Annotated in this window: 17 protein-coding genes and 1 tRNA gene; 6 read left to right on the forward strand and 12 right to left on the reverse strand. The window is 37.7% G+C overall.

What is annotated here, in order from left to right:
* Positions 1–238: 238 nt before the first annotated feature.
* From tig to AC23ME_RS08680, 4 genes are all read right to left on the reverse strand, one after another.
* On the reverse strand, positions 239–1585 hold the full coding sequence (tig, locus tag AC23ME_RS08665; RefSeq protein ID WP_487727358.1) for a trigger factor: 1347 nt from the start codon (positions 1583–1585) through the stop codon (positions 239–241).
* 136 nt (positions 1586–1721) lie between these two features.
* Positions 1722–1803: transfer RNA gene (locus tag AC23ME_RS08670), tRNA-Leu, on the reverse strand.
* 124 nt (positions 1804–1927) lie between these two features.
* On the reverse strand, positions 1928–2800 hold the full coding sequence (locus tag AC23ME_RS08675; RefSeq protein WP_487727359.1) for a hypothetical protein: 873 nt from the start codon (positions 2798–2800) through the stop codon (positions 1928–1930).
* Positions 2801–2863: 63 nt separating this feature from the next.
* Positions 2864–3667: an ABC transporter substrate-binding protein gene (locus AC23ME_RS08680; protein ID WP_487727360.1), complete on the reverse strand. Its 804-nt coding sequence runs from the start codon at positions 3665–3667 to the stop codon at positions 2864–2866.
* Between the two features lie 235 nt (positions 3668–3902).
* Here AC23ME_RS08680 and AC23ME_RS08685 point away from each other — a divergent pair, with 235 nt between their 5' ends.
* Positions 3903–6095: a bifunctional alpha,alpha-trehalose-phosphate synthase (UDP-forming)/trehalose-phosphatase gene (locus tag AC23ME_RS08685; protein WP_487727361.1), complete on the forward strand. Its 2193-nt coding sequence runs from the start codon at positions 3903–3905 to the stop codon at positions 6093–6095.
* Positions 6096–6202: 107 nt separating this feature from the next.
* Here AC23ME_RS08685 and AC23ME_RS08690 read toward each other — a convergent pair whose 3' ends face one another.
* Positions 6203–7990, reverse strand: coding sequence for a glycoside hydrolase family 15 protein (locus AC23ME_RS08690; RefSeq protein WP_487727362.1), 1788 nt, complete (start codon positions 7988–7990; stop codon positions 6203–6205).
* 230 nt (positions 7991–8220) lie between these two features.
* On the opposite strand from AC23ME_RS08690, the gene AC23ME_RS08695 reads away from it, so the two are divergent.
* The 5 genes from AC23ME_RS08695 (at position 8221) to AC23ME_RS08715 (ending at position 11513) form a co-directional block, all read left to right on the forward strand.
* Positions 8221–8958 carry a hypothetical protein gene (locus AC23ME_RS08695; protein ID WP_487727363.1) on the forward strand — a complete coding sequence of 246 codons (738 nt, stop codon included), beginning with the start codon at positions 8221–8223 and terminating at the stop codon, positions 8956–8958.
* Positions 8959–9109: 151 nt separating this feature from the next.
* On the forward strand, positions 9110–9754 hold the full coding sequence (locus AC23ME_RS08700) for a hypothetical protein (RefSeq protein WP_487727364.1): 645 nt from the start codon (positions 9110–9112) through the stop codon (positions 9752–9754).
* A 159-nt stretch (positions 9755–9913) separates the two neighbouring features.
* On the forward strand, positions 9914–10297 hold the full coding sequence (locus tag AC23ME_RS08705) for a GNAT family N-acetyltransferase (protein WP_487727365.1): 384 nt from the start codon (positions 9914–9916) through the stop codon (positions 10295–10297).
* Between the two features lie 9 nt (positions 10298–10306).
* Complete coding sequence (locus AC23ME_RS08710) at positions 10307–10888, forward strand: pyridoxine/pyridoxamine 5'-phosphate oxidase (protein ID WP_487727366.1); 582 nt, start codon at positions 10307–10309, stop codon at positions 10886–10888.
* A 73-nt stretch (positions 10889–10961) separates the two neighbouring features.
* Positions 10962–11513 (forward strand): hypothetical protein, encoded by a 552-nt coding sequence (locus tag AC23ME_RS08715; RefSeq protein WP_487727367.1) that lies wholly within the window; start codon positions 10962–10964, stop codon positions 11511–11513.
* A gap of 132 nt (positions 11514–11645) precedes the next feature.
* On the opposite strand, the gene AC23ME_RS08720 is transcribed toward AC23ME_RS08715, so the two are convergent.
* The 7 genes from AC23ME_RS08720 to AC23ME_RS08750 all read right to left on the reverse strand — a co-directional run bounded on the left by AC23ME_RS08720 (position 11646) and on the right by AC23ME_RS08750 (position 26346).
* The gene (locus AC23ME_RS08720; RefSeq protein ID WP_487727368.1) at positions 11646–12917 is read right to left on the reverse strand and encodes a glucose-1-phosphate adenylyltransferase; all 1272 of its coding nucleotides are present in this window, start codon (positions 12915–12917) and stop codon (positions 11646–11648) included.
* A 16-nt stretch (positions 12918–12933) separates the two neighbouring features.
* Positions 12934–14340 carry a glycogen synthase gene (locus AC23ME_RS08725; RefSeq protein WP_487727369.1) on the reverse strand — a complete coding sequence of 469 codons (1407 nt, stop codon included), beginning with the start codon at positions 14338–14340 and terminating at the stop codon, positions 12934–12936.
* Between the two features lie 211 nt (positions 14341–14551).
* Positions 14552–16090, reverse strand: a complete 1539-nt coding sequence (locus tag AC23ME_RS08730) for a hypothetical protein (RefSeq protein WP_487727370.1) — start codon at positions 16088–16090, stop codon at positions 14552–14554.
* Positions 16091–16092: 2 nt separating this feature from the next.
* Positions 16093–22512, reverse strand: a complete 6420-nt coding sequence (locus AC23ME_RS08735) for a hypothetical protein (protein WP_487727371.1) — start codon at positions 22510–22512, stop codon at positions 16093–16095.
* A 10-nt stretch (positions 22513–22522) separates the two neighbouring features.
* Entirely contained in the window at positions 22523–24202 is a 1680-nt protein-coding gene (locus AC23ME_RS08740; protein WP_487727372.1) for a hypothetical protein, read from the reverse strand.
* Between the two features lie 64 nt (positions 24203–24266).
* On the reverse strand, positions 24267–25631 hold the full coding sequence (locus AC23ME_RS08745) for a hypothetical protein (protein WP_487727373.1): 1365 nt from the start codon (positions 25629–25631) through the stop codon (positions 24267–24269).
* A 103-nt stretch (positions 25632–25734) separates the two neighbouring features.
* A complete protein-coding gene (locus AC23ME_RS08750; protein ID WP_487727374.1) occupies positions 25735–26346 on the reverse strand; it encodes a hypothetical protein in 612 nt (203 codons plus the stop codon).
* Between the last annotated feature and the right edge of the window lie 26 nt (positions 26347–26372).

Below are 26372 nucleotides of genomic sequence, written 5' to 3' on the forward strand. Positions count from 1 at the left end.
GTTAATTTTCGTGCCAATTTAGGCACTCCGCTAAATTAGCAGATTATCCGACATTATAAAATAGCTCACGCTATTAATCAGCATTTCACCGCTTCTTTTCAAATGTTCAAAAAACTTTATCAATCGCATTACTAACAACCAATTAAGAAAAACCAAAGGCTTTTATATTACAAAGGCAGCTAAAATTTAGCTGCCTTGTATATTTTAACGTACTGACAAACGGTCAGTCGAACACCTCTTACTTCAATTCAGTGAATTTGTTGTAAGCAATTTCTTTTTCGTTCAAAGTAGCTACCGATTTAATATAATCGAAAACTTTCAAAGCTTTAACCTCTTCGAAAATACGGTTAGCATTTTCTTTTTCTTGCAAGAAGTTAGCAGCATATTGCGCTAATTGATCTTCTGGAAGTGGAGTTGGGCTATACATTCTGAACTGAGCATCTAAACGTTGTTTAGCAGCTTCTAAAACATCAGTATATTCAATTTTGATATCGTTGTCTTTGATGATTTTATTCTCGATCAAAGTCCATTTCAAGTTTTTAGCGAAATCATCATAACCTTGAGCCAACTCTTCGTCAGTTAATTTCTCATTAGTAGCTTTTAACCACTTACGTAAAAACTCATCTGGTAATTGCATTTTAGTTTGCTCAGTAAACTGTGCGTAAATATCGTTTTGCAATTTACGATCAGCATCTTGCTTAAACATCGACTCGATTTCTTCTGTAATTTTAGCAGTGAAACCAGCTTCGTCTTTTACTGCATCAGCACCAAAGATTTTATCAAAAAACTCTTGGTTTAAATCAGCTTCTTCTAAACGGTTTACGTTCTTAACAGATACCGAGAATTTAGATTTCAATTCCGCAGCATCTTCTTCGCTAATGTTCAACAATTTAGCAATTGCAGATGCATCACCTCCCAAAGCTTTGTTTACATCAAGCTCTAAAGTATCGTCTTTCTTAACACCAACTAAGGTCTTCAAGATCTTCTTGTCAGTAACTTGATCTAAACGAAGAGAACCAGTAGCTACGATACCACCTTCAAACTCAGAACCGTCGTTAGCTAATTGCTTCAATTCAGCGTAAAGTACATCACCTTCTGCAGAAACCTCAGGATTTGTCATTTTACCATAACTCTTACGGATATTTTTTACACGTTCGTTTAAAGTCTCTTCATCAGCCTTAACGTTGTAATGCGTAAATTTATCTTTAGAAGAAACCTCGATATCAACTGCAGGAGCTAAACCTAACTCGTAAGAAAAATTGAATGTATCGTTATAATCCCAATTGTACTCACCTTCTTCTTCTAATACTGGCAATGGTTGACCTAAAATCTCAATTTTGCTATCTGTAAGATATTTTGAGATGTTATCATTCAACATATTGTTGATTTCTTCTACCAAGATACTTTTGCCATACATTCTTTTAATGTGCGATGCTGGCACCATTCCTTTACGGAAACCTGGTAAATTAGCTTTTTTAGCCTGCTCCTTAATGGCTTTCTCTACATTTGGAGTGTAATCTTCAGGGGCTAAAGTAATCTTTACTAAAGCGTTTAAATCGTCAATTTTTTCCTGTGTAATATTCATTCTATCTAGATATGAGATATGAGTACTGAGTATTGAGATTTTTATCTCACCCAAACAACACATCAACTTTTATTTCAACAATGTCTTTTTAAAATAAAACCGTTCCAATTTGCATTGGAACGGCCTTTATCTTTAGTGCGGAAGAAGGGACTCGAACCCCCACGCCGTGAAGCGCCAGATCCTAAGTCTGGTGCGGCTACCAATTACGCCACTTCCGCAGTTAGGATTTATTTAGGACTGCAAAGATAGAAATTACATTGACTATTTTGCAATAATTGAGAAAAAATTTTCAATTAAAAAATATCCAAAACCTAAACCATTCATATTCAATGAAAATAAATTCTATTTAAATACAACTCCACTGATCGAAAGTCCCTCAGCACCTACTGATGCCTGCGCTGCGCTTGCTTTAACATCGAAATAACCAACAGCTGGACACATCATCTCTGTATATCTTGTTTTCTTGAAAGGTACTGTCACCAACTCATTATTAATTAACCTAAAGAGGCTGGTATTTTTCCATTCGGCATTAAGCACCTTAGCTTTGGTAACTTGTACAGGCTTGCCTTCGTTAGCAACTTGATCAATCGCATTTACACGTTTAAACTCGCCCACTGCACTCAACAGATAACCATCGCAATCAAAATCTCTTTCAAATTTTTTCCCTGCACCCTCAACCACAAAACGTACTTTTTTATTGGCAATTAGAACCAGCGACATTTTCACTTCCTCTCCCGGATACCAATAATATTCCTTTTGCGCAGGTGCATTTTCGAAAACAGCTTTCTGTCCACTTTCATGTTCTGTTCTGCGTAAAAATGGTCTAAATGCCTTGCGTTCTTTAGAAACTTGGCCGTTTTCTTCTCTAATCACTTCCCAAGTTAAACCAATATCTGTTTCTTGGTTACCCATACTACCACCTAAATAAATAGAAGGATTATCTAAATACTGTCCTGGTTTCTTAGGATGCTTTCTATCTTCATCAAAAGCAATGGTTGGTAAAATCGCCGTGCCCTCTATCCCTCTCCAATAATCATGACTAGAAACCAATTTACGATAATAAGCTCCCTCAAAGCAAGGTTTTTGAGCTACTGGCAAAACTTCGTTAGGAATAACTATATCCTTACTTACAGCTAGATTTCCAGACTTGTTCACACTGCAAGCAACTAAACCACTCAGGCCAACAACAGCTAATCCAAATAATAAATGACGCATAATTTTCAAAAATTTAAAAACTAAATTATAATTTTTAAATTATTTTAAAAACTAAAATGAAAGTTATTTTCTAATTAACTGATTTTGAAACTCAAAAAAGTACTGTACTGCTTTTACTAATCTGCTTCCGTACCAAGAAAACATCTCTCCATCTACCAACATTACTTTAGCGTTTGGCAAAGCAGACAGAATTTCTTCCACATGTTTTTCCTTAAATGGGTATGGTTCTGATGATAGAAACACCAAATCGCAGTTTTCGATTGCCAGTTGCGAAAGCTCAATTTCTGGATATCTATTTTCCGAAATCACATTTCGCAATCCGATCTTCCTTAAAATATCATCAATAAAAGTATGTCTACCAGCCAGCATGTACGGGTCTTTCCAAATTACATAAGCAACTGTTTTATCAATCGCTTTTTCTACCGCCAAAGTTTGTAAATCACGAAAACCTGCACCAATTAAATGATTTAGGTAATTCGCTTCGGGCTGCCTATCTACCAAATTGCCTATATCTGTAATGGTCTGCACAGCATCTTCCAAATTATAGATGTCGCTCATCCAAACTGGAAATCCTTGCTGCAATAATTCGATATCAGCTTTGCTATTTTCTTCTTTGTTGCCAATAATCAGATCAGGCTTTAAATCCCTAATTTTTTCAATAAGCAGTTTTTTGGTGCCGCCAACTTTAGCCTTAGAGGCAAATTTCTCTATCGGATGTATGCAAAACTTGGTTAGCCCAACAATCTCTTCATCTAAACCCAAATCAAAAAGTAATTCGGTTTGCGAAGGCACCAAAGAAACAATCCTTTTAGGAGGATAATTGATGGTAATCTGATTGCCGAGCTGATCTGTGAAGGTTTTTTGCATTGCACAAAGATAATTTTTATTTGAAAGTGAAGGCCTAGTGGTTCTTTCATTCTGTAGTCCTGCTTTCCAGTGCTCCCGATGAAGAATCGGGATTCCTTTCTATCAGGCTTATTTAACAAAGGAAATACACCAAAAAGCAACATTTCTAATTAGCGCAATCGGCACCGTTTTTAATTCTAAGCAAACAAAAGCAGCCATTTTGACTTTTTATATATAGGATACTTAAGTTAAAAGCATGAGCAAAACAATTATTATTTCGAATAGACTACCCGTTAAAATCAGTAAAAACAATGGAAAATACGTTCTTAAAAAAAGTGAAGGTGGTTTAGCCACCGGACTTGGCGACGTATACAAAAATGGAAGTATGCTTTGGGTGGGTTGGCCCGGCATAGATATTCCAGAAGAAGACCAACCAGAAATTGCAAAAAAATTAGCCTCACTTAACCTCATTCCCGTATTTCTAACACAAGAAGAAATCAATCTTTATTACGAAGGTTTTTCTAACGAAGTGTTATGGCCAGTTTTCCATTATTTGGTAACCTACGCCCGCTTTGAGCAAGTTTACTGGGATAGCTATATGAGCGTAAACGAAAAATTTGCCGCAGCAACACAAAAAGCTTTCAGAGAAGGCGACAAGATTTGGATACAAGATTATCAATTACTTTGCCTACCATCGTTGTTAAGAGAAAGGTTAGCGAACACTACAATCGGATTTTTCCAACACATCCCCTTTCCATCTTTTGAGATTTTTAGATTAATACCTTGGCGTGATAAATTGATTGAAGGGATGCTTGGTGCAGATTTAATTGGCTTTCATACCTACGATGATGTTCGACATTTTTTAAGTACAGCTTCGAGATTGACTCCGGTTACTTTCTCCTCAAATATTATTTCTATAGATAATCGGCAAATCATTGTAGAACCTTTTCCTATGGGAATTGACTACGATAAATTTGAAAAGCTGCCCTTGCAACGCCAGGTACTAGCCGAAATAGACAACCTAAACAGCGAAAAACGTGGCAGAATTGCACTATCTATCGACAGGTTAGATTACAGCAAGGGAATTTTAGAACGGATTAGAGCATTCGAGCTTTTGCTACAATTACATCCGAAGTTTATTGGCGAAATAAGTTTGTTTATGATTGTGGTGCCTTCTAGAGATACCGTAGCACAGTATAAGGAGCTAAAAGAAAAAATAGACCAATTGGTAGGCAATATCAATGCTAAATACAGAACCTTAGATTGGGTTCCCATCAATTATTTCTATCGCTCTTTTTCTATCGAAACACTTTCTGCTATGTATAGCGTAGCTGATATTTGTTTGGTGACACCAATGAGAGATGGCATGAACCTAGTGAGCAAAGAGTACGTTGCCAGTAGAAGAGACGACACAGGCGTACTGATATTAAGTGAGATGGCTGGCGCTTCGAAAGAACTGAACGATGCGATTATTGTTAATCCAAACAACATTGGCGATATTATGAATGCTATTTTAGAAGCATTAATGATGCCAGTGGACGAGCAAAAGCGAAGGATGCAGATTATGAGAGCCTTGGTGAGCAAATTCAACGTTAAAAGGTGGGTAAGCAACTTCTTAACCCGTATGGACGATGCCAAGCTACTACAACATTCTTTAAAAACCAAACACGCAGTAAACAAAGTAAGTCAGGGAATTATCAGCAGATATGCTGCTACCCAGAAACGGATCATCTTTTTAGATTATGATGGAACCTTAGTAGGCTTTAAGACCAACATAGACGAAGCCAGCCCTGATGAAGAACTATTGAAATTACTGAGCGATTTTACCGCAGACCCGAATAATGCTGTGGTAATTATTAGCGGTAGAAAACACGAAACTTTGGAGCAGTGGTTTGGACATTTAAATTTAGGTATCATAGCCGAACATGGTGCTTGGCAGAAAAAGCAAAATGAGCAATGGCATTCTTTACCGCTGCTAAACGACCAATGGAAAGGTGAAATTAAAAACATCTTAGAAACCTATACCGATCGTACGCCTGGCTCATTTATCGAAGAAAAAAGTTTCTCATTAGTTTGGCACTACCGCAAAACGGAAAGTGGTTTGGGCGAATTAAGAGCCAATGAAATTATTAATAGTTTAAGAGTTTTGGCTGCAGATAAAGGTTTACAAATCATGCCCGGCAACAAGGTAATCGAATTCAGAAATATGGAGGTGAACAAAGGTAAAGCTGCCCTTAACTGGATCCATGAAACTACTTATGATTTTATTTTGGCCATGGGCGATGACCATACCGACGAAGATATTTTCAAGGCAATGCCGAATAACGCAATTACGATAAAAGTAGGAAGTGAAATTTCGGAAGCTAAGTTCTACTTAAAAGATCATTTAGAGGTAAGAGAGTTGCTGCAATCAATATTGGAAGAAGGTAAAGTTACATCTGAGGTTTAAGACTAAATTTTCCCGCAGATTTTAGCAGACAAGAAACCGCAGATTTCACAGATATCATTTGCGTATTCTGCGTAAAAAATCGGCGAAATCTGCGGGAAAGAAAGTTATTACAAAAACACAGGCCTATCCAACTTCGTTGCAATACGATAAGCGGCATTCATTAAACCAACATGGCTATAAGCTTGCGGAAAATTACCCCACTGACTACCAGTTTTCGCATCCACATCTTCACTAAACAACAATAAGTGGTTGCAATACTTGATGATGTTCTCAAAGGCTTCAATGGCTTCATCTACTCTACCAACGCAAGCCAATGCTTCTACATACCAAAAAGCGCAGATTAAGAAGGTAGTTTTAGGTTTACCGAAATCGTCTGCGTGAAGGTAACGATAGAAAAGTCCGTCCTCTATTTTAAGTTCTTTTTCTAGGCCAATCAAATGATCTTTTGCACGTTGCGATGACGGATCTAGGTAATTCATCATAATCAGCTGTAGCGTACTCGCATCTAAATGCTTACTGCCAACCGCATTGGTATACACTTTTCGTTCTTCGTCGTAGCAAGCTTCTATATGGGCAGCAGCTTTATCAATTAGCACTTTGGCTCGTTCTTCTAGCGCTACATTGCCTATAGTCTTTGCCATTTTTAAAGCAGCATTTGCGCCCGCCCACTGAAACAAATTACTGTAACAGTGCGTATTCGCAATATTTCTGAATTCCCAAATACCCGCATCCTTTTCATCAATGGTCATTTCTATTTTTTCTAGCACACTTTCTATCCAACGTAAAGAATCTCCACGTTCAGAGAAAACAAAACGATGGTCTGTGTAAAGTGGCAACATCGAAATCAACACCTGTCCATTAATGTCATTTTGGATATGCTCATAGGCCTGGTTCCCAACTCTAATTGGCTTCTCTCCCATATACCCATGCAAGTGTTCGAGTGTTCGTTCTACGATATTTCGCTTGCCAGTGATGCCGTAAAGTGGTTGGTAACGAATATCCGAATCAAAGGTAATATCTGATATGTAGTTAAAATACTTCTCCATCTCCTCAAAATGGCCGATGTGGTTTAGCGAAGTTAAGACGTAAAACGAATCACGAAGCCAGCAATAACGGTAATCCCAATTCCGTGTACTACCTGGAGATTCTGGCAAACTCGTGGTGCTGGCCGCTATAATTGCCCCTGTATCTTCGTATTGATGTATTTTTAAAACTAGCGCAGAGCGGATAACCAAAGGCTGATAAAAACCCGCTATTGACGAGTGTTTGATCCAAGTACGCCAATAAGCAGTGGTTTCTCGTAAAAAATCTTCTGCGGTAGCAATCAATGGTGCATCTAAAGCATAGCCATAGGTAAAAACCAGGTATTTAGCATCATTCAGTACAAAATCTTGTTCTTCTAAAATGTAGTTTAAGGATACGTTTGTAGTTAAGCGCATCTCTTCTTCGCAGCCTAAATAATCGATATGGTTGCTGCCAATGGCTGTTCGCATGGTATCTTTTCCGTAATCGCATACAGGCTCGCAAGCAACCTTTACTCTAGGCGTTGTCCCTTCTAGTGGCTCTATTTTACGCACCAACATTAAAGGTTTAAAATAACGTTCATGCAAATGAAAACGAGGCGCAAAGTCGGTGATCCTGTATTTTCCATCGGCGGCGGTTATCTCTGTTCTTAGTACATTTGTATTTTCGATATAGTACTGATGCGAGGTATAATCTGTGGTAGGCAAAATGGTACATTTACCGCCTTTCTGCTCATCGAGCATACTGCCAAAAACGAAAGAGCTGTCGAATTTTGGCCAGCAAAGCCAACTGATATTAGTGTTTTTATGAATGTGAGCGATGTAAGAGCAGTTTCCGATAATTCCGGTTTGGTATAAATGCGTAGCTGTCATATAAAAATGGGATGTTTATCTTAGTACAACAGCAAAAACTAGGGATGGTTTAGAAAGACTGAAATTACAGGCGGCTACCTAAAGGGCAATTATTCTTGTTGATATCCAAAAAATCGTTTTCATTTCTGTTTCTTTTTTATCTTTATACAGGAAGTAGTTGCGCAAAGCCGTCTGTTATGGAGGTATTGGCGCAACTTTGTAGCGCATATATACAAGTTACCAGTAATTTTATGAAACAGATACTAACATTGACATTTTTACTGTTTTACTCGTTGACAATTGCTCAAACGGGCAGTAACGAACCATCTGTAAATAAAACAATACAAGTAGACACCATATACAAAACTGACAAAGTTGAAATAGTAAATAAATCCTTTGACACTTTGGTTGCAGACCTGACTAAAAAGGACAGTGAAACAAACTCAATGTGGACGACTTTAATTCCTTTGCTAATAGGTGCTGGTTTAACACTTCTTACTACGTTTTTAATAGAGCAATGGAAAACAAGAAAAGAAAAGGAAGTGAAAAAACAACAATTAGTGTCTCGTGGTCGTGCTAAAACATATTTACTCATTCAAGTCTTGAAGGACTTATCAATGTATAAGGTTCACAAGCAATATTATTTACGTGCTTCTAATTTAGAACAAAACTCAGATAAAGAAGACAGCTTTAAAAAACATTATGAAAAAGGACAAGAACAAAGGATAACTGAAGCTAAACTTGACGACAATATTGCCGAGTATTTTGAACTTGTAACCGAGTACTCTATTCTGACAAAAAATGTAGACCACTTCCATAAACACTTTCAAGACATTTTCAACTTTGAACACCCGAAGTCTTCAAACTTTGCAGACATTAATTCGCTAAACGACCTTGTAGATGGACTTAAAAATGAAGAAAAGAGACTTAATGATGAATATAAAAAATTGACGAAAATTTTAGAACAGATACAGACAGCAATGAAATAAAAACTACTGGTAACAAGGGTTTTGCGTCAGGCGGGCTGAAGTGCAAAATTTAACAGCAGTTTTCAATTGAACTTTAGTAATAATATCACCTTTTGTACTTCGATTTCCCGCCCGAACGCAAAGCCCCAAACCGTTGACAAACGAATCCCCAATGAAAACAAGGTTAATGCTTTTACCAATTATCTCACTTATCTGTTTTGGTTGTATTAATCGAGACAAGGACGATAATTCCACTAAACACAATGGTCTTTCCTTTCAAGACAGCACTTTGCATAATGACACTGTTACACAAAAACTAGCAATAGAACAACCAATAGCGCAAAGTGAAAAAAGTTCATATATACCATCCAAACATCAAGCTGACAGTTTGATATTAAAAATACGTACATATTTTGGAAAGATAAATAAGATTACGAAATGGACAAAAGTCCAAAGGGAGTTTTTAGAAGGAACCCATGAAGGTGGAGAAGCTAAGTTCTTTATTTTGAATAATGAACTCAAGAAAATAACCACCGACCAAATGGGCACAACATTTCGAGTAGTTACAGAATATTATATTCATAACTCCGAGCTTGTCTTCGTTTACGAAAAATTTGAAAAATATCACATGCCTTTAGATAGAAGCAATTCCAAATTTTTCGAAAGCAGAAAATATTTTAACGAAAAAAAAATATTCAAACGAATTAATTCGGAAACTAAAGATAATCCTTTAGATGAAATATCAGTCGTTGACGACCAAGAGCAGACACTGGAAGAACTTAAAAATTTAAAAAAATTACTACAAACCAGCCTATAACAACAGGTTTAAGTTAAGCCTCGGGCGCAGGGAGAACATCAAAAATTGAAGCCATTTATTTAGATTAGTGCAACAGGTTTTGTTGTACAAGTAATTAGGCTCAACTTAAACCTACAAAACGTTAGTATCAAACATTGTAAAACTCTCAAAAATTAGAATATGAACATAGAATATAGCCTTGATAAAAGACCAACGGCAGACCAAATTATTGAACTTTATGACAATGCTGGTTTGCCAAGACCAACTTACGATAGAGAACGTATCCAAAAAATGTTTGACAACTCAAATCTCATTGTTACAGCTTGGGACAGTGACTTATTAGTTGGAGTTTCTCGTTCTATTACTGACTGGGTTTGGGCTTGTTATCTTTCAGACCTTGCTGTAAGAGACGATTATAAGAAAGAAGGTATTGGCCGACAACTTATTAACTTGACAAAAGAAAAAGTTGGCGACCAATCAATGGTTTTACTTTTATCCGTTCCAACGGCAATGGAATATTATCCAAAAGTTGGCTTCAAAACAAGAAAGCAGTTTTATATTTGACAGAGCAGAATGGCAACTAACCCAATAGAACTTTTTAAAAAATGGCTTGACGAAGAACTAAAATTATCGACGGTTAGCGTTCCTACAGCATGTTGTTTTTCAACAATCGGCACAGACAATTATCCAAATTCAAGATTCGTTTCTTTAAAAGAAGTTGTTGAGAGCAACTTCATTGTAACAGGAACTTTAACATCAAGGAAAGGAATTGAAGTTAGTAACACCAACAAAGTTGCCTTAACTTTTTGGTGGACTGAAACCGAAAGACAAGTGAGAATACAAGGTAATGCAACGACGATAAGCAACGAACTTGCGGACAAGTATTTTGCCGAACGAAATAGAGACAGTCAAATTGTTTCTATTGTAAGCAATCAAGGACAAATACTAAATGCCATTACAGAACTGGACAAAAAGTATAAAGAAGTTGAAATTGCTTCTGCAAACCAACAATTACCAAGACCTAAAAATTGGGGTGGTTATGCAATTGAACCAATAAGAGTAGAATTTTTAGCATTTAACCCAACTCGTTTTCACGACAGAAAATTATTTGAATTAAAGAGTGGACAATGGACAAAAACAGACTTACAACCATGACCAAAAATATACCTTCTGCTAACACACGTTAGGCGCAAACTTAGATACACCCACAACAAAAACAATTTTACAAATGAAAAATTTCATAATTCTCGCACTAATTTCAATTACATTCGCTTCTTACAGCCAAGACAAATATAATTATACCAATAAATTAACTGAAGTGGAAGGCACCAGTTTTGTAATTGCGACCGCTGAAAATCGAGATAAAATGAATGGCGTTAAAAATCGCTATTTGCTTTTTATCGACACCAAAACTGGACAAACTAACCAAGTTGAATTTCCAGGCGACGGCTACCTTCAAAAAATTGAACAAGTAAAAATTGACGACTTGGGCGTAAACCAAATTATTGTAGCTGCCCAAACCGTTGACTTAAATGGAAAGAAAGGGATTGACTGGAACGACCCAAAACAAATCATCGTTTTATCTACAGATGGCAAACAAAAAACTCAACTTACAGACAATAAGCTATTTGTTAGGACTTGGGTAGTTAATAAAAAGACTGGAACTATTGTAATTACTGGACATTATGATACAAATAATAATGGCAAGTATGACAACACAGATAAAAATGAAATAGGGATCTACGATTTGAAAACATTGAAACTCATTAGCAAGCTATAATAGAAAGCCGACCGCAACCACGATTCCATCTGGTCTAAACGTAAGTAACAGCAAAAAAAAGCAAATAATAACCCACAAAAAAGCCTTTCAGAGATATCCTGAAAGGCTTTTATATTTTAGGTTGCAACTATATTAAATCACCGTTCCACTTGCCAGAGTTGCGCCTTTTTTCACTACTACAATACCATCTTTCACCACGTACAAACCATAATCGCCTTCTGCTAAATGTGGGCCGCCATTAATGCGTACATCGTTACCAATTTTAGAGTTTTTATCGATGATTGCATTGTTGATGTAACATCTATCGCCAATACCTAGCAACGGCATACCATTTCTGTTGGCTTCGTTAATTTCTTCAAGGGTTTGATAACGATCACTACCCATTACGTAGCAATTTGCAATGGTAGTTCCTCGTCCAATACGTGATCTGATACCTAATACAGAATGCTCTACCCTACTTGCCTGCACAATACAACCTTCGGCAATAATGGCCTTTTCTAAGGTAGTGCCCGAAATTTTTGATGGCGGCAACATCCTTGCTCTAGTGAAAATCGTATGAGCAGTATCGAACATGTTGAAGTGAGGCAAATCATCTGTTAAGCCTAAGTTTGCTTCAAAAAATGATGAAATATTACCGATATCTGTCCAGTAACCTTCGTACTGATAACTCAACACTTTGTTATTTTCGAGTGCTCTTGGGATAATCTCTTTACCAAAATCCTTTTCTTCTGGATTTTCGTTCAGCATTTTGATCAGCACATCTCTATTAAAGACATAAATCCCCATTGATGCTAAGAAGTTTTTGCCTTCACGTTGCATTTCTTCTCCAGTATCTGAAGTCCAATCTGGCAATAATTCGTCTTTTGGTTTTTCGATGAATGAAGTGATCACATTCTCCTCATCGGTTTTCATGATACCAAAATCATTTGCATCTTTTGCCGTTACCGGAATTGTAGCAATAGAAATTTCAGCGTTAGCCTCAATATGCGCTTGTAGCATATCTTTGAAATCCATTTGGTACAGCTGATCTCCCGATAAGATTAAAATATGATCAAACTCATGGCTTACAATATGGTGCATACATTGGCGCACCGCATCTGCAGTACCTTGAAACCAAGCTGGATTATCTGGTGTTTGCTCAGCAGCCAAAATATCTACAAAAGCCTTAGAAAAATGGCTGAAATGGTAAGTATTTTTAATGTGCTTATTTAGCGAGGCAGAGTTAAACTGCGTTAGCACGAACATACGATGAATGCCCGAATTTAGACAGTTAGAAATTGGAATATCTACTAAGCGGTATTTGCCCGCAATAGGCACCGCCGGCTTAGATCTAGTTAATGTTAATGGTGCTAACCTGGAACCTTGACCACCGCCAAGAATTACGCCTAATACTTTGTCCGTCATCGTTTAATTTATTGTTTTACATTTGGTATATATCTATGTATTGCTGTGCCGAGTTATCCCACGAATGGTCTATTGACATCATATATTTTCTTATCTCTTTCATTTTTTGCTGATCGAGATAAAGCTCGTATGCCCTTCCAATAGCATGGTTAACATCCCATACACTGGTTTGATCGTGGCAGATACCAAAACCACCATCACCAATATCAATCACCGTATCTTTTAATCCGCCAATGCGGCGAACAATTGGAATGGTGCCATACCTTAAGGCATACATTTGGTTTAATCCGCAAGGTTCTACCCTCGAAGGCATCAATAAAAAATCTGCCCCTGCATAAATTTGATGTGATAACGCCTCGTTGTAGCCAATGTAAGCATTGTACTTTCCTTGATAATGGTGCGTAATTTCATTCAACCGGTCTTCTACCTGAGAATCGCCAGAGCCTAAAACCAAAATATTGATCTCGCCATCACTTTGTGCCAACGCATTATAAAAAATATCAGGTAACAAATCGGCTCCTTTTTCTCCAACTAAACGTCCGATAAAGGTGTAAAGAGGCTTACTCGGATCGAGATTAAAAACACGGCAAAGCTCTTCTTTGTTTGCTTTTTTTCCACTTTCTATGGTCCGGGCGTTATAGCTTTTCGCTATCATTTTGTCTTTCTGCGGGTTCCACACTTCGCTGTCTATCCCGTTAAGCACTCCGAAAGATTTCCAACGCTCTTGCGCAAGCAGTCCTTCCAATCCGTTGGCATTGTGGCTAATCTCCTCTAAGTAACTCGGAGATACCGTAGTAACACGCCAAGCGCATTTAATTGCGGCAGCCAATGGATTAATTGCATTAGCCCAATCTAACTTACTGGTATTGATTAAATCAAATGCTGGAAAATAATGTAACTTATCCCAACCGAACTGGCCTTGGTACTGTGCATTGTGGATGCTTAATACAGTTGGCACTTGGTTTAAATGCGCATATTGATAGCAGTTGCTCATCATAAATGGAACTAAACCTGCATGATGATCGTGTACATGCACAACATCAGGGCGGTGCTCCCACTGTGCAATCCAGTCTAATGCTGCAATTTGAAATGCGATGAAACGTTCGGTATCATCATTAAATCCATACACGCCATCTCTATCGAACAAGCCTGCAATATGTACCAAAAAAATATCAAATCCGAGTTTATTGGTTGCCTCTCTTAATATTCTAGCCTGATAATTAGTTGAGCCAACTTTTACCCAGCCATCGTAAACTGTTTCGAATTCGTTTTCGAATAAAAATTTAGAATTGTAGGCGGGCATAACCACCTTGGCAACATGGCCAAGCTTGTTCTGATATTTTGGTAACGCACCAACAACATCACCCAAACCTCCTACTTTAGCAACGGGATAGCACTCTGCACTTAGATGTATGATCTCCATAAAATGATACTCGGATAGAAATTGTTTTAAATTACCTAAATCATCGAGTATTGCAAACTTTTACTCCAAATTAATTTAGAAAACTAAGGAATATCAAATTTGGCTTTAGTTATGAAGATAGCTGATTGGTGATACTTAATATATTTTTTTTGAAGTGAGAGCGTTCTGCTTCGTGTTTCAAATATGTATTAAACTATGGGCTAAAAATAAATTAATTCACCTGCAAAATCTTGCTACCATTACTCTCTTCGCCTTGTAAATTTATGGTAGTTAACTTATAGATATTCAATTCACCAGCAACGTAACTTTTTGTAGCTACCAAATCTTTTTCAGCGTTTATTTGCTCTACTAAGGCGAAAGATTTCCCATTCCATTTGTAAAGTTTAAAAGCTTTAAATTTTACTTCTTCATCTTTTAACCATTTGATATTTAACAAACCATCTACTACGGCAGCCTTCAAATATTTAGGGCCAAATTCTTTTTGGAAGGCATTCGCATAAGTGTAAGTCATACTGGCTGCGCTTTGTATATCCCCGTTTACGGCCTTTACATAATAACTGTCGCCATCTTTTGGTTTTGGTATAGAGATGTAGTTTTGTTTGCCCACTGTAAAGCCATCTTTAACTGAATTAAAACCCGAAGCTCCTTTCGCTTTATGGTATAATTGATAACCCACAACTTCGTCTCTATGCAAACTATCAACCGACCAAACTAAATTATATGTCGTATCGTTTGCGGTAAGTATTCGCAAATCGGTTGGTGGCGATAAAACCTTTACTATCGACTGAAAGGAAATCGTAGCTGTATCAGAATGATTACTTTGGTTAAACGAATTACTTTCGGCCACTACCACGTACTGGTACATCTCCTTTGGTTGTAAGGAACTCAAAGTATCTTTCCATAAATAATTATTGGTTTTATTTTTGGTGATGATAGATGAAGTTGCCACGAAATCTCCAGCATTGCCAACTCTTTTTTTAACATAATACCCTCTGGCGAATTCATCGGCATTGCTCCAGGTTACGTAAACAGCATTATTTTTTTGCGCAGCTTTTATACCCACAACTGCTTTCGGTACAATCACAAACTCTGGAATTACAAATACAGTAATGGATTGATAAACAGTTTCGCTTTGATGGGCGGTCATATCTAAACGGTAATAAAAAGGTTCGTTACTATCGTGAACATTATCTACATGCACACTATCTTTTGGATTTAACGTTGCTACTTTTTCAAATTTACCATCCATACTACGGCTTCTTTGTAGCACCAAGCTATTTACGGTAAAATTATTTTGCAGCTTCCATTTTATCACATTGTGATTGGTTCCTTTAATGTTCTCTACTTTGAATAAAATTGCATTAGGTTTCGCATCGGCGGGATAAGCTAAGGCCCAAGCATTTTCTGTAGCTACTGTGTTACCGCCAATAGTTGCGGTAATTACATATTGATAAATACCGGGCATTTTTCTGGTAGAAGTATCTGCAAATTTATATATCGCATTCGCCGCAATTTTTCTGTTAGCTCTTATGGTTTTTCCACCATCAAGCCCTTTTCTAACTACGTTGATAATTAAGCTATCTGCCCTAATTGCTAACGCAGGTTGATAATTAAGGATTACATCGCCGCCATCATACTTTGCACTAAAACTTGGCATAGTGCTGTTTTGGCTGGTCGATGGTGTAGTTTTTTGCTGCGCAATAGCAATATGTGCCGAAAACAGCAAACTGAATATGATGAGATACTTCATAGCTATTTAAAATTTAAAGAAGGTTTAAATGTAAATCCGTTGGCATCTTTTATCAATAATAGTTGGCCACCAGCAGAGAGTGTACCTAGACAATAAGATAGGCCGCCATTAAGTGTGAAGTTGATATTACCATCTAAATTCTTACCCGAATACGTTAAGGCAAACGAAGCTAAACCTTCTGCGCTAGCGCCAATAGTACATAGTTCTAAATCGTATAAGAAAGAAGCATTGGCAAAACCTAGCCCTCCAATAGTAACTGTAAATGTGTTGTTAAAATCTACTAATGTATAGACATCTACGCCAGCAGAAAAATCGAATACAGGCACGAAACTTCCCACAAGTGGAATATCATTTAAGGTAGGTCCAGGCAACTTAGGCAAGTTATCCTTGTTGAGAGTTTTCATCAAGTTCACATAAAATCCTTTTAGGCCTTTGTCAAACGATGGCGGCAAACTGTTACGTAGTGATACGCCCAATAATTTGCTTCGTAGATGAGCTGGTACTGATGCCGTATAATAACCTAGTGCCATACCACTTTTAAATTCTTTCGCAAGTGAGCTTGGCAAAGTATTTACACCAGTGACTTCGGCGTTATCAACAATCCCAACGAAAATTGCGCCGTTATTATCAATCTGTAAATTAGCACTACCATCTTGCAAGGTCATGTAACCTAATGTGATGCCTGCATTTTTGAAAGCTAAACTTCCGTTGAAAATTGACTTCTCAAAATCGTAGGTAATTGCAAGATCGCCAAATGGCGTAGTAATACCTTCCAACTGTATTCGTTTAGGACTTAGTTTATCATTCTCGATGGCACCGTTTACTACAAAATCTATAAGGTTAGCATCTTTAGCAAACAAATCTTTGTTCGGTTCACCGTATCCTATTGGTTGTCCCGTAAAGTTCACTAGTTTCCATTTTTTATTTTCTACTAAACTACCTCCTTGTAAAATAGCCATAGCTTTAGCACCCATCTTTATTTGTTGGTTCGGCAAAAAACGCATATCGATTTTATCTGGTGTTTTTGTAATTCGTCCGTTTATGTCTTTTATAGCATCATTTAAGGTGTTTTTATAGATATGCACTTTACCATCAACCGCTAACAAATTTTCTGAAATGTTATAAGTCAAACCTTCAAACTTCACTTTACCTTCCATTTCTACGTCGGTTTGCAGTTTTTCTATATTGAGCACTACCCCATTTTTATCAGCATTTTTATCTGAAGGTTTTTTCAGGTATTTGAACCTACACGTTACATTATCAGGCGCACCGGGAATTTCTAAATTTGTATTACCGATGAGCGTAAAGAAATCGCTGCCTACTTCGATACCTGATACCGTTTGTGCAACAACATTATAATAATTTACCTTGGTTGGCTCTACCAAAATGGTCTTATGCTTTCCATCGCTATAAGCACTTAGCATATTGATATTCACTTTCGAATTGCCTATACCAGGTAAATCGGCTAGGTAAGCCACCGTTTTTTGCGGACTACTTAAGTTTAAACGGTAATGTGGTTTTTGATCGAAAGATGCAGCGGCATCATAATTTAGTGTCATTCTTGCGCCGCGAGTTAACCAAAGTGGCGCTACGCCTGCTAAACTTAACTTTTCGTTTCCCTTCAACTCCGTTACGCCTAAATCTATCGAGTTTGGCATAATCAATAAATCGGTAAGTGCTACTTGTGGCAAATCAGTTTTTAAATTACCCTGCAAAACCCTAAATCCACCTTGATTGATTTCGTATTGTAAACCTTTACCTACCAAACTCCAGTTTTCCAATGGGATATTGATATCTCCCGTATGCTGGCTCCAAACAATATCATTTGTGGTGACTTTGAACTGTCCAGCTGGCATAGTTGATATGCCCACCAACGGAATGTTGAGGTTTACGTTTGCCGCTAAATTATAGCCTAGTTTATCCAAATAACTATCAGAACCTACCTTTAAACTTGCATTAAAGTTGTGTATTTTAAAGCTGCTCTTGCCATATAATGGATTTACCAAATACTTTGTTTCATTTACCAAATTAGGATTTGAAGCAAACACAAGCACTGGAAGCGTAGCTGCTCTGCCGGCAATTCTTATCCCGTTATCTAATAAAAACTTACCGTTATAATTGTAACTAAAATTAAATGATGACAATTCTGAAGTTACATATCCCAATAACATACCTACACCATTTCTGTTGGTAATACTAAGGTTTGTAAAGGTATTTTCTTTATCAGAACCAATAACTTCTGCCGAAAATTGGTCGAAAGCTTTAACTTTCAGTGCTGCTGTTTGCACCTCTATACTTGTTCCTGATGGTGCAAAACCGCCATTAGCCGCTTGTACGGTTGCTAATTGTTTAAATGGCAATTTAACATCCGCCAGTTCTTGCTTAAAATTATTGTTGGTTGGTAGCTTAGTAAACGCTCCTGTAATAACCGAAGTGTAATAATTTGGCTTGTGTAAAGAATGAACCTCTATTGGTAAGCCCCAAATTTCTGCTTTCTGTTCTAATTTCTTCAAATTGAAATCTGCGTTAGCTTGTCCATTGTAGCCAGTTACACTTTTTACTTCCATTACATAACCTGGTGTACCACTTTTTACTGCATGAACTTTAATTGGTAAATCTTGGCTGAACTGTAAGGCAGCAATCCACATTTTAGGATTAATAGCACCATACAACGTGTATTTTCCCGCACCGTCGGTATAAACGGAATTTTGTATTTCGCCATCTTCGTTTGTACCACTTACGGTGTAAACTCTGGCGTTTGCAATTGGTGCTCCAGTAGTGGCATCTCTCACAAAACCCGAAACTGTCTGACCTTTAGCTAATTTCAAGGTAATCAGCCTTACTGTTTTAGAAATTGGAATTTTAACGTAATCATCATAGGTTACATAACCGCTTGCCACTACCCTCACCTTAAATTCGTTATCTGGACTTGCAAAAGCAATTTCTTGCGTTAGGCCAGTATAAGCGTTGCTCGCATAATATGCAACTGTGTTGTTACCTACACCTACATCGCTCTTTTTAACTGGCTGCCCATTCTCATCCACTATTTTAAATTGTACCCGATGTAGTTTTTCTTTAAGGATAATTCTACCATTTGCAGTACCATCTAACGTAGTTACAACCGTATAATCGTTTGGTTTGATGTAAGGATATAAAGTTTCTGGAAAATAATTATCTACTACAGGTACTACCTCAACGGCTTGCACCAAGGTCGCTGCATTTTGTATCAAGAAAAAGCCATTGCTTTGCGTTTTGATAAACGGTCCATTACCAACCCTAACGTTTGCCATTACAGGTTGTCCTTTTTGGTTCACCACAAAACCCGTTATTGCTCCAGCACCAACTAATTCTTGCTCTACCGATGCAGGGAAACGTTCACCAAGTTTAATATCTTGCTTTTCTGCCACAACTTTATCTTGGTAACCATATTTAGAAACCACAATTTTCCTATACACTCCTTCTTTTAAATCACCTAACTGAAAGTAGCCGTTAACATCTGTTTTGTGGGTTTCCTCGTCAACTATCGTCGCTGTTGCAGTATTCGAATTATAGGTATAAATGGTTACGTAAGCATAAGGTACACCAACCGGCACACCGTTTTGGGCAACGATAGCTCTGAGGTAAATCTCCGGCTTTTTAGGTTTAAGACTAAGTTCTTGTTTGATGGTAAACACTTTAAACTCGCTATTAAAAGTTGCACCAGAAATATTGTAACCCGCATTAAAAGCCTGCTCCTGAATGGCAGTATTTGCCGAAGCACTCGAAATTAAAATTCCCTCTGGCTGATAATTAAAATTCCCTTCAAACGGATTTAATGCACCAACAGCCATGTGACTGTGATGAGGTAGCAAATTTTGTATTTTTGCCACACCATCGCCATTGGTCTTAGTAATAGCTGTTATCTGCAAATCTTCCCCATGATATTTAACGGTTTGCCCTTTGTAGTTTTCTGCATCAGCTTCTATTGGCATCGTTAAGGGGTCATCTGCCGCGTCTGTATGTTTATTTGGCTTAGTAGCACCATCATTTATCCCTGTGATATAAGAATGATGTTCTAAAATATTTACCGGGTAATTAGAAAGCACTTTTCCTGGATCAACAGCTTGGTTATTGAAGTCTTTATGAGCTTTAACGGTTAAATCAACATTGTACGATTTAACAAAAACCAATTCATCAGGCAACACCGTAGTTTTACCAACTTTCGGAAAAATAAACATCTCAGAACTGGTAAAATAACTTTCATCATCAATTAATGGTCTAATTACCCCAAAATAGCTTTTACCATTTTTTGTACCGATATAACCAAGTTTGTAATTGTTCGTAAAGGTAAAGCTGAAACTTCCATCTGGCTTTAATTGTACCGATGCATTACCAACAACTTTATCATAAAAAATCTTCTCACCATTTATATCCAAATACTTGCCTTCTAAATAATTAGAATTAAGATTACCAACTGGTTTAACATCAGCATAAGTTTGCGGATTTTTAGTTTTACTTTCAACCAAAGTGTAAGTAAAATCTACCTTTACATTTTTTAAGGGCTTTTCATTTCCCAACATATAGAACCTGTCGCCCGCAACAGCATCTGGATAAGCGCTATAATCCACCTTGTCTACAGAAGAATTTAGATATAGCCCCGTTAACTGGTTGGTTCTTACTTGAGGGAAATTCAAATTTATGTTTTTTGGCTGCTCGTCTATTTGTTTGTATCGATATAAAAACCTACCAGTAATTGTACTTAAGATAGGTGCAGGTGGCTGCTCGGTCGCTTTTGGTTTTTCTTTATAAACGAAGGTCACCAAATTACTTTTACCTAAGTTCTCGAACCTAACCATCTTGCCTTCTTTGTCTTTAGCTTCTGCCAAAACCCAAACAGCATAAGTAGCACCGTCTTCCGATTTGGTTACAATGGCAGACCTGTTAACCGTTGGAGTTGCACCAGTAGTAATGAACGTTTCAGAACTATTGTGTATCAACTGCAAATTGGTAGCCAAAGCTAATTGAGGACTGATACCATTTGGCACTTTAGAAACTAAAACCTTGTAAGTAGCGGCATGCGTTAACGATGGTGCTGTCCAATCTATTTTAACCGAAGGTGGTACATTTGCGTCCGCTTGTGTAATCAACTGATTGTCAATTGGTGAAATAATTTTGGGTGCAGCAACTAAGGTTTCAGAAATGCCCGAATTTTCTACACAGTCAAAAGCTGCAATTTCGCTAAATCCGTTGTTTTGATATTGTATACCAGATAAATCAAAGACCTTCACACGCCAAGCATAACGTTTACCCAATTTTAAAGGCACGGTATTAATGTAAGTAGTTTCTTTGGTGTTCGTATTTATCAAAAATACCTCTTTATCAAATATTTTTTGAGGATTTGAATTTACATCTGGTAGTTCTACCAACTGAAAATTATACTGTGCATTAGCATTTCTAGTGCCTACTCCCGACCATCTAAAAGCCAAATTTTGAGAAAGCAGCTGTGAAATCTTCGCATTATTGGGACTGATGACACTTGGCGCAATAGCCAAAACAACAGGAGCTTGATATACAAATGTATTTGCCTGACTAACGCCATTGTTCTTAAAAACCGTTCTGCCAGTTGGGTCTACTGCTTTCACTCGCCACGCATAATTTCTACCAATTATCAGAGGCGGGTCGGCTGGTGATAAAATGTACGAAAATCCGCTCAGTGTTTTATTTACCAAAGGAAAGGAAACTGAATTAAGTAATTGGTTAGGGTCTCTAACGCCACGAGGTATTTCTGCAAGCTGTAAAACATACTGTGTTCCGGCAGGTGCAAAACCCGCATTTATCCAATTAAAAACCACACTTTGAGGCGTAGTTGCAAATACACTTGAATTGGCTTGTGGACCAATTAACACGGGCGCATCTGGATAAGTAATGCTGATGGTAGTACAACCCAAAGGTTCCGTTGCCGATAAAACCTGATTGGTGGCCATATCAACCGCTTGTATGCAAAACTTGTAATTTCCTTCGGGCAAGCGTGATGTTTGCACCAATTTCACCTTATCTACCCCGTAAACATTCAACGTGTTTACATCAAAAATATCTTTTAAAGCTAAACCATTGAGTTGCCTTACCTGATTGGGATTTAAAACAATTGGCTGTAATGGCACATAGTTAGATTTTGTAGTAATTCTAATACCATTGTCGCCTTCCAGTTGCCCAGTAAGTTTGATGTTTTTCGTAGTATTTGTTAAATTCTGTAAGGTTAAAAACACTTTCGATGCATTTGCGCCAGAATAATCCGAATAAAAAGGCGAATAAGGTGGAGTAATATTGACGTTAATATTTACACTTTGAGCAAGCACATTGTTGCTAAAAAAGGCACATACACTAATAAACAGCAAAGCTGATATTCTTTTAAAATAGTTGATGAATAGATAAAGATTGTTCATGGCTATCGGATTAAAAGGTGTGTACCAAACTCAGATTTGACCTCAATTCATCGAAAGAAGGCATGAGCACATCGTTAGAATTACTTTTCAGATATCCCACACTCAAGTTTGCTGCGTTGCGCTGGTTCAGTTTGTATGATGTATTTAAATTAAGGTTGATGATATTTCCAGTTGCTATTTGGTTTGTGCGTTGCCACTGATAGGTGAACGCCGTGTTTAAACCAATTTTCGATTTAGCCAAAGTTTGGTTGAATGCTACCGTAGGTCCATAAAAAACGGAATTACCAAAAGCCATTTCGGCGATGGTATAATTCATACTGGTGTTAATACCAAAAGCTCTTTTTGGTAAATCCAATTGGTAAGCAACATTTACTGCTTTGCTGTTAGATTTGCTATTTGGCTTGGTGAAATTGTTTAAATCTACCAGCGATTGTAAATTACCAACCAATATAAAGCCGTGAGAAATAGTTTCTTTATTGATATTGTATCGCAAAATAGAACTTAGATTATGGTTGGTTCTGGCTACGCGAAATTGGTCGATGATTGGATTTAGACCTCTGTCTTGGGTGATACCGAAATTAGTATAACGTAAATCGATACCGTAAGCAGGCTTGTTATACGAAACATTTACCGAGCCTATTTTTCGGTTAGAACGATAAGCTTTATCTTTTAAAATATTGTCGTTCTGTAAACCAAAACTGCCTCCTACCTGCAGCTGACTTTTAAATAATCTTGCCATTCCTTCTACCGTATAATTCTGCACATCGGTTTCGAAATAGTAAGCACCCATGCTTTTGTAATCGGGGTCTACCCTGCGGTATTTCAGTTTGATGTTATAATTGGTAGCATTGTAACCTAAACTCGTTTGTCCAGCGGTAAGTAGTTGCGCTGATGAATTTAGTGTTACTAAATCTTTGATAAAATCGACTTTGTCTAGTTTTAGGTTTTTGACAGTATCAGATAATACATTTCTGGTGTAAATGCTACCAGAAACATCCATATCCCAAACAAATCTTTTCAAAAAGCTAAACTTCGAAGAAATACCTAAAACCATATTTTCTGATGGCGTTAAAATTCCAGAAGTAATAGGCCTACTAAGTGATGTTGCGTCGTCTTTTGCGTTCAAGAAAATCAAATCTACATGGTTACGTTCCGTTCCCAATCCAATTTTTGCACTGTAGCCTGTACGTTTGTAAGCTGGCTGTTGCGCTAATGCCAAAGGTTGGTTCAAATCTTCTTCTATCGCTTTATTAAATCTCCCATAAACAAAACCTAACCTTAACTTCCCAGGATTTAGCTCTACACCGCCACCCAAAAAATTATGTCCCGCTAGGGTAAATGGCGAAAACTCTAAACTACGCCAGCCAGCGTGTACGGTTATCCATTTATAAGTTGGACTAATACCATACTGATTGAACGGTTGCGTGTAGTTTCTTTGCTGGTCGCTCACTACTACCGAAAATGGAAAAGATACACCGTACAATGACAAAGTTGGTGCGCCGTTAAAAATGTAAGAGAAATCTCTTTGCCTTGAGGGGATGCCCTTTACATTGTAGGTACCCAAACCAATGCCAAAATTCCCGCTCAATGCGACTGGTTTCTGTTTAGCAATTTGAGCTACGTCTTGTGATTTCCCACTAAAAACAAAGCCTACAGATATGAAGTAAAGGAGAACTAAAAGCCTTTTCATGTGCATCAATATTTATGGTTAATGATTAAGCTGATGCGACAATTGAACATCAGCTATGCGGCTATTATTTCAACTTTATAAAATCCTTGTCGCTGATTTTAAGCTTTTGCATGGTCTGCAACATTGGTGTATTTTGGTTCATATTGCTTAACACTCCTGTAGAACTTTGGGGAGCAATCACTATCCTAACCTTATCTACAGCAAATGGTGTGTGCGTAGACCCGTATCCATTTTTATAAGCAATCCTCACTTTTGCTGTCGTAGCATCGGTTCTTAAGTAATAATTATAATATAGCAATTGTCCAGTGCCAGCTGTAGAGGCTTCGGTATAATTTAACTGTTTCCAACTGTATACACCAGCGCCTTCATTTTTACGTAAATACACCATCACAATTCCTGCTTTTGCAGCTGCAACGTTTGCCGATGGAATGTTAAACACAGTAGTGGTATCATTTGCAAAAGTTCCCTGTTTTGTTAGCGCATTAGCGTCTGCATTGTCATACTTCCAGAAAAAAGTGAAATTATCTGCTGTTTCCAATGCAATTACATTAGAATTACCATCTGCACCGCGTAAACTAAATCCAGGATAAGGCCAAGCACCACTGCTTTTAGGTCCATACATGGTATATGCAGTTAAATCGATATAGTAATCGCCATTATTGCCCTGAGTATTTTGTGGAGGTCCCCCACCGTTTAGGATGGTATTTCCGTTGGTGCCGTTAGATCCATTAGTACCGTTTGTACCATCAGCTCCTTTTAAACTAGTGCCCATTCCCCAACCAAAAGTTGCATGTTTAGGTCCATAAAGCATTACTGGCAAACGAGAAAAGTAAAAATCGCCCACTTTGCCTAGTGTTGGGTCGGGAGCCGTTTCTCCGGCATAAATTATCGTTCCATCAGCTCCTGCCGGACCAGTTGGCCCTTGCGCACCTTGTGCACCACGAAGCAAAATAGGCGTACCCCAGCCAGCTGTAGTTTTTGGTCCATATAGTAAAAAGTTCGTTTTATCTAAGAAATAGTCTCCATTTATACCGATTGTTGTTGATGGAGCTGCTGTACCACTTAGGGTAGTACTTCCATTTGTACCGTTCGTACCATTAGTGCCATTGGTTCCGTTAGAACCGTTGTTGCCATTTGCTCCAGTAGCACCAACCAAAGTTATTGGTGTCCCCCAACCTGTCGCAGTTTTAGGTCCATACAAATTACCTGTGTTTTTATCGAGGTAGTAATCTCCATTTACACCTAATGTTGTAGCTGGCGCACCTGTACCACTGTACATGATACTGCCATCTTTACCAGCAGCGCCAACCGCTCCGGCAGGTCCCGCAGCTCCAGCCGGACCTTCTGGCCCAGTTAATCCAGTTTCTGAACAAGCGTTAAACAATAGCGCACAGCAGATGATAATTAGAAAAAAACCGCGATTTTTCATTGCATTTAGGATTTTATGTTGATTAAAATTAGAGAAGCAATACCGTGAAAGAGGTATATTATCGATGAAGGGAAAGGAATAATCGGTAAACGGAATTACAAGTTTAAAATGCCGGATGGATAGCATCTGGTCTGTATACCACCCTAAATTTTCCTTCGCTTAGTTTACTGGTCTTCTTAGGATTGGTTTCGTAAACGGCATGTAAGGTTGGTGAAAACGTACCTTCTATGATATAAGCCTTTGTATCCGATTTATCGATGCTAATGAGCTGCACCGTATTTTCTTGAACAGGATGATCGAATGTGGTGCTCGCCATTTCTTTGTCAGAACTTTTGGCTTCTGGAAAATAAAATACACCGCTCAGCATTCCATTGTCGTTTCTGGTTGATGGATAGTTGCCAGGTTTTAATTCTATAGCAGAGTGAAACGACAAATCCATTCTAGACCCGTCTTCGGCCTCTGCAAAAATAGAAAACTGATGTCCCAATTCCTTGTAGCTCACATTGTAAGTTTTAAACTCTTTGGATGGAAAAGCTTCCCACAATGCGCCATCAATTTTTACGGAGAAATATTCTGCTGTATTTTTTGAGGTTTGAACATCTCCATTGGCCTGCTTAGTACCCGAGTTAGAGGTACAAGAAATTACAGATGCAAGAAGTGGCAGAATAAATAGCTGGATGCCAAATTTTCTAGCTGTTTTTGAGTTTGTCTTCATATCCATTAAGATTTAACTTAAATCTA

This window comes from Pedobacter sp. T50_32, assembly GCF_057652195.1.